Below are 5651 nucleotides of genomic sequence, written 5' to 3' on the forward strand. Positions count from 1 at the left end.
GGATTCCCGCGCTAGGTGGCAGGGACCCGGTGTGACAATCACGACCGACCGCTAAGGTAGGCGCTGTTTAGAACCGTTGACTCGCCCCGTCAAGGATTCTTTCGCTAAAAAATCCGCGTGAGAGCTATGCATTCCGGGAGGTTTGCCCTTTCGAGCATGCCTTGGCGCAGTGGACGGATTCACGCGAACTGGTTCGGCATTCGTTAACATATTGCCCACAAACGTAACACATTGGGTGCCTGTTGCGTGGGAGCTTGCCGAGGGCGGAGACGACACCTAAGTGTTGGCGACCTGCCGGAGTTTTGCAGAATTGACCGACCAAGCCTTTCGCGCCGCTCTCAAACTCGACATCGCCGTGATCGGGGCGGGACAGGCCGGGCTGAGCTCGGCCTATCACCTCAAGCAGCTCGGATTCGTGCCGGGGACGGATTTTCTGGTGCTCGACCGGGCGCCAGAGGCGGGTGGCGCGTGGCAGTATCGGTGGCCTTCCCTGACGCTCAGTACCGTCAATCGGGTGCATGACCTGCCAGGCATGGGCTTTGCCGAGTTTGCCGGCACCGATGGCAGTGTGAGGGCCTCGGTGGCAGTGCCGCACTACTTTTCCGCCTATGAGGAGCATTTTGGTCTCAAGGTGCTGAGACCGGCCAAAGTCGGTGTCGTCTGTGACCGCGGGGATCGGCTCCGGGTCGAGAGCGACCGCGGGCTGTTCTCGGTGCGCGGAATCATCAATGCGACCGGGACCTGGGAGAAGCCTTATATTCCGGACTATCCTGGGGCCTCGAGCTTTGCCGGCGAGCAGTTGCACACCAAGGACTATCGGACGGCCGACGCGTTCGCTGGCAAGCATGTGCTGATCGTCGGTGGCGGGATTTCGGCGATCCAGTTGCTGGACGAAATCTCCAGGGTGACGCGGACGAGTTGGGTGACGCGGACGCCGCCACGGTTTCGCGAGGGGCCGTTTGACGAAGAGGCGGGGCGCAAGGCAGTTGCGATGGTGGAGGAGCGAGTGCGCGCCGGCCTGCCGCCGATGGCTGTGGTGTCGGTGACGGGATTGCCGGTGACGCCGGCGATCGAGGCGATGCGTGAGCGCGGCGTGCTGGAGCGGAGGCCGATGTTTTCCGAGATCGTGCCCAATGGGGTGCGTTGGGAAGACGGCGCTGGTCTTGATGTCGATGTGATCCTCTGGTGTACCGGGTTTCGGAGTGCGCTTGATCACCTGGCGCCGCTGCAGCTGCGTGAGGAAAGCGGCGGTATCACCATGACGGGACGGCTGGCGACGCAGGTGGCGCGGGATCCGCGCGTGCATCTGGTTGGTTATGGCCCATCGGCCTCCACGATCGGAGCGAACCGGGCCGGCAGCGCGGCGGCCCAGGAATTGACGCAGTTTCTCGAAATGAAGGCGACGGCGGACGCCGAGCGGGGCTAGTGCCCTGCCCTTTTGGGTTCGATCCAGCGCTGTTCGGCGTGGCTTTGGGCCATGGCATGAACAGTGCGCTCGATCTCGAGGCCGGCGGTGAAGTCGATCACCCTGCCCTTCTCGCCGCCTATGGTTCGCAGTAGCTCGTGGCACTCGATGGCCTTGAGGTCATTGAAGCCAATACCGTGGCCGGGCGCGGGAATGAAGCGGTCGTAAGGTTTGTGGGCGGGGGCCGAGAGGATGGTCTGGTAGCCCTGGACCGCGGCGGGACCGCTGGCGCGATAGAGCTGCAGCTCGTTCATTCGCTCCTGGTCGTAGACGATGCTGCCGGCAGAGCCAAAGATCTGGAGGGCAATGCGGCCCTTGCGGCCCCAGGCGGAGCGATTGACGGTGAGCACGCCACTGATCGAGCCGATATCGAAGAGCACGCTGGCAATATCGAAGGTTTCCACGGCCCGCTTGCCGCCCTCCGCCGTCGGACGGTCGAGATAGGGCTTTGACTGGTGGGCGAATACGCGGGTGGGATTGCCGAAGAGCCTTTGCAGGAGGCTGAGGGGGTGAACGGCGAAATCGTCGAGCGCGCCATAGCCGGAGCTGGCCTCGCTCTTCCAATAGAACTGTGCCTTGGGATCGGCCATGAAGTCTTCGTCCATCTCGACGCGGACGTGATTGACCTCACCAATGGCGCCTGCTGCGATGAGTTCGCCGATCTGCCGCACGAGCGGGTTCTGGATGTAGTTGTAGCCGAGGATGGCAACCTTGCCGCTTTTGCGGGCGACGGCCTCCATGCGCTGCGCCTCGGAGAAACCGACGGCCATCGGCTTTTCGCACCAGACGTGCTTGCCGGCTTCGAGGGCAGCGACGGCCATATCGGCGTGGAAGGCATTGGGGGTGGTGACGGAGACTACCTCGACTTCCGGATTGGCGATGAGATCGCGCCAATTGGCGGTCGCCTGCGCGAAGCCGAATTCTTCGGCGCGCTGATTGGCAAGCTCGATATTGGCCTCGGCCAGCTGGACGAGGCGCGGGCGAGGCCCCGTACCGAAGATGGGCTTTACCGAGGTCCAGGCGAGCGCATGGCACTTGCCCATATAGCCGGTGCCGATGAGGCCGACGCCGATGGTGTCTGTCATTCTTACCTCGACAAGAAGCGGTTTGCGGGGCGCCGGCGGCGCCCCGGATTGTGCTAGATCGTGCCGCCCAGCGAACCGCTGAGCTCGGCTAGTTCGGCGCCGCCGGCCATCATGTCCTGCAGTTCCTCGGGCTTCAACTCGCCCTTGCGGGCAGTACCGAGGGTCTTGCCGCGGTTGAGAACGGTGAAGCGGTCGCCCACGGCCATGGCATGGCGGACATTGTGGGTGATGAAGATGATGCCAACGCCGGTCTTGCGGACACGGTCGATAGTGGCAAGGACATTCGCCGTCTGGCGGACGCCGAGGGCAGAGGTCGGCTCATCGAGGATGAGGACCTTTGCGCCGAAATAGACGGCGCGAGCGATGGCGACCGTCTGGCGTTCGCCCCCGGACAGGGTGCCGACGGCCTGATCGGACTCTCGCAGGTTGATGCCCATGCGGCGCATTTCTTCGAGAGTGATGCGATTGGCCTTTTCCATGTCGAGGAACTGGAACGGTCCCCAGCCTTTGCGTGGTTCGCGACCCATCCAGAAATTGCGGGTCACCGACATGAGCGGGATCATCGCCAGGTCCTGGTAGACGGTGGCAACGCCGGAGGCCATGGCATCACGGGGATTGGCGAACTCGACCTTCTGACCATTCATGCGAATTTCACCCGAGGTCGGCCGGTGAACGCCGGCCATGGTCTTGATGAAGGTCGACTTGCCGGCTCCGTTGTCGCCAAGGAGACAGTGGCACTCGCCGGGCAGGACGGAGACCGAGACGCCATTGAGAGCGATGACGGGGCCGAACTGCTTCTTGATGTCGATGAGTTCGATAAGCGGTGTATCAGCCATGGCTCAGCGCTCTCCCGTGATCAGGCGGCGGATATAGGTATTGAGGATCACCGCGAGGAGCAGGATGACGCCGAGGAAGACGCGGAAGAGCGAGCTTTCAACGCCGGCGAAGAAGAGGCCCTGCTGGACCACGCCGAAGATGAGCGCGCCAAGCGCGGCGCCGATGACCGACCCATAGCCGCCGGTGAGCAGCGCACCGCCAATGACCACAGCGATGATGGCTTCGAACTCCTTGAGGAGGCCGCGGTCGGCGGCGGCGGAGCCGAATTCCATGACCTGGCAGGTGGCAAAGACCGTGGCACAGAAGGCCGAGAAGACGAACATGGCGATCTTCACCCGATCGACCGGAACGCCGACATAGCGGGCGGCCCTGGCGTCGCCGCCGGCGGCATAGATCCAGTTACCAAAGCGGGTTCGGGTGAGGAGGATATGGGCGAAGATGACGAGGGCGACGGCCCAGACCATGAGCATGGGAATGCCATCGACCACAGGCTGTCCCGCCTTGTTGCCGGCCTGGAAGGTCGCGATCCACCCCATATCTGCGAGCCAGGTGAAGAAGAAGCCGAAGATCTTGCCGCCGAAGAGCTGGGCCAACCAGTCACCGGCTGCGGCCTCACGCACGCCGCCAATAATGGTCTGACGGGTGGTGGCGATGGCGAAATAGATCGTGAGACCACGAAGGATATAGAGCGAGGCCAGCGTAACGATGAAGGACGGTAGACCGGTCTTGATGACGAGGTAGCCATTGGCCATGCCGATAAGCATGGCGACGATGAAGGCGGCAATAATGGACGCCCACATGGGCCAGCCCAGATGCACGCTGAGCAGCGCGATGACGATGCCCGCAAACCCGATCATCGAACCAACGGAAAGATCGAACTCGCCGGCGATCATGAGAAGACAGGCACCAACCGCGATGATGACGAACTGGGCAGAGACCACGCCCCAGTTCATGACGCCATCGGCCGCGAACATGCCGGTGCCGCCAGCGACGATGGCGAAGTAGATGAATACCAGGACCGTTCCGGTCATGGCGCCCAATTCGGGGCGCACGAAAGCCCGGCGCAGGGCCGACTGGCGCTGGATGCGCTCGTCTGCGGCCACAGCACCCGAAGGTTGCTCAACCATTTTGCTTACCTTGTGCTAAAGGGGATTTTGGGCCCCACTTGCAACCGGGGCCGCCAAAGCGGCCCCGAGCTCTTAGGGATCAGCGGTACTGACCAGCGTATTTCTCAACAAGGCCGATATTGTCCTTGGTGATGAAGCCCGGACCCGAATTGATCGAGTTGCCCGGCACCACGCCATAGCGTGCGAGATTGGTCAGGATAACGACCGGCAGATAGCCCTGCAGGAACGGCTGCTGGTCGATGGCGAAGGTGATCGTACCATCCTTGATCGCCTTGGCGATTTCGTCCGAGAGGTCGAAGGTGCCGAAGAAGATCGAGCCGGCTTTGCCGTTGGCAGCCAGGGCGGCAATGGTCGGATGGGCAGAGGTGGGGCCCAGGGTCAGAATGCCGTTGGTATTGGGATTGGTCTGGAGATAGGCGGCGACCTTGGACTGGATTTCACCCGGGTCCTGGCCGGCGTCGATCATCTGATTGCCCAGCGCAATGCCGAGTCCATCGGCAAAACCCTGGCAGCGTTCAACCGAAGCCGGATTGGTGATGTAGTGATTGACGCAGAGGAAGCTGGTGACACCAGCAGCCTTCGCCTTTTCTCCGGCCCCGTGGCCAGCGTCATATTCAGGCTGGCCGACATGGAGCAGAGCGCCGATCTGCTTGGACTGTTCAATGGTGCCGGAGTTGATGGTGATGACCGGAATGCCGCGCGCAACAGCGTTGGACAAGGGGCCAGAGAGCACGTCGAAGTCGGCAATGGTCGAAATAATGCCGTTCGGATTGGACGCCGCGGCCTGCTCGATGATGCGGGCCATGTCGGCAAGGTCGCCGGTCGGCGGATTGCGGTATTCAACCGTCACGCCCATCTGTTCGCCAGCCAGGGCAATGGCGTTCTTGATGGTGTTCCACCAGCTGTCGGAATCCGGTGCGTGGGACACGAGCACGAACCGTTCGCCTTCGGCGGCAGCCGGCATGACGGCAGCTGGCAGCGCGATAGCAGCGAGAGACAAGGCCGCGAGGCCCTTCGTCAGAATGTTCATCGATTTCCTCCCTTGTGAGCGAAATACCCAAATAGCCCAGACGTTCTATTTTGTATTCGCTTCGAAACAAACATTCCATTTTTGGGGAGATTGGTCAATAGAAAAGG

At 62.2% G+C, this 5651-nt stretch carries 5 protein-coding genes; 1 reads left to right on the forward strand and 4 read right to left on the reverse strand.

All coding sequences use genetic code 11. The annotated features are described in order from the left end of the window. Positions 1 to 310: 310 nt before the first annotated feature. Positions 311 to 1426: an NAD(P)-binding domain-containing protein gene (locus tag J0I64_RS04190; protein ID WP_291406353.1), complete on the forward strand. Its 1116-nt coding sequence runs from the start codon at positions 311 to 313 to the stop codon at positions 1424 to 1426. Here J0I64_RS04190 and J0I64_RS04195 read toward each other — a convergent pair. The 4 genes from J0I64_RS04195 to J0I64_RS04210 form a co-directional block, all read right to left on the reverse strand. Then, complete coding sequence (locus J0I64_RS04195) at positions 1423 to 2550, reverse strand: Gfo/Idh/MocA family oxidoreductase (protein WP_291406354.1); 1128 nt, start codon at positions 2548 to 2550, stop codon at positions 1423 to 1425. The genes J0I64_RS04190 and J0I64_RS04195 overlap by 4 nt on opposite strands. Positions 2551 to 2603: 53 nt before the next feature. Next, positions 2604 to 3386 carry an ATP-binding cassette domain-containing protein gene (locus J0I64_RS04200; RefSeq protein WP_291406355.1) on the reverse strand — a complete coding sequence of 261 codons (783 nt, stop codon included), beginning with the start codon at positions 3384 to 3386 and terminating at the stop codon, positions 2604 to 2606. A gap of 3 nt (positions 3387 to 3389) precedes the next feature. After that, complete coding sequence (locus J0I64_RS04205; protein WP_291406356.1) at positions 3390 to 4514, reverse strand: ABC transporter permease; 1125 nt, start codon at positions 4512 to 4514, stop codon at positions 3390 to 3392. A 79-nt stretch (positions 4515 to 4593) separates the two neighbouring features. Then, positions 4594 to 5535: a sugar ABC transporter substrate-binding protein gene (locus tag J0I64_RS04210; protein ID WP_291406357.1), complete on the reverse strand. Its 942-nt coding sequence runs from the start codon at positions 5533 to 5535 to the stop codon at positions 4594 to 4596. Positions 5536 to 5651 lie beyond the last annotated feature (116 nt).

The sequence above is a fragment of the Devosia sp. genome (assembly GCF_017307565.1).
In the GTDB taxonomy this organism is placed as follows: Bacteria; Pseudomonadota; Alphaproteobacteria; order Rhizobiales; family Devosiaceae; genus Devosia.

Coding starts and splice junctions, on each gene's coding strand:
- J0I64_RS04195 (WP_291406354.1), bottom strand. CDS start 2,550: ATGACAGACACCATCGGCGTCGGCCTCATCGGCACCGGCTATATGGGC.
- J0I64_RS04200 (WP_291406355.1), bottom strand. CDS start 3,386: ATGGCTGATACACCGCTTATCGAACTCATCGACATCAAGAAGCAGTTC.
- J0I64_RS04205 (WP_291406356.1), bottom strand. CDS start 4,514: ATGGTTGAGCAACCTTCGGGTGCTGTGGCCGCAGACGAGCGCATCCAG.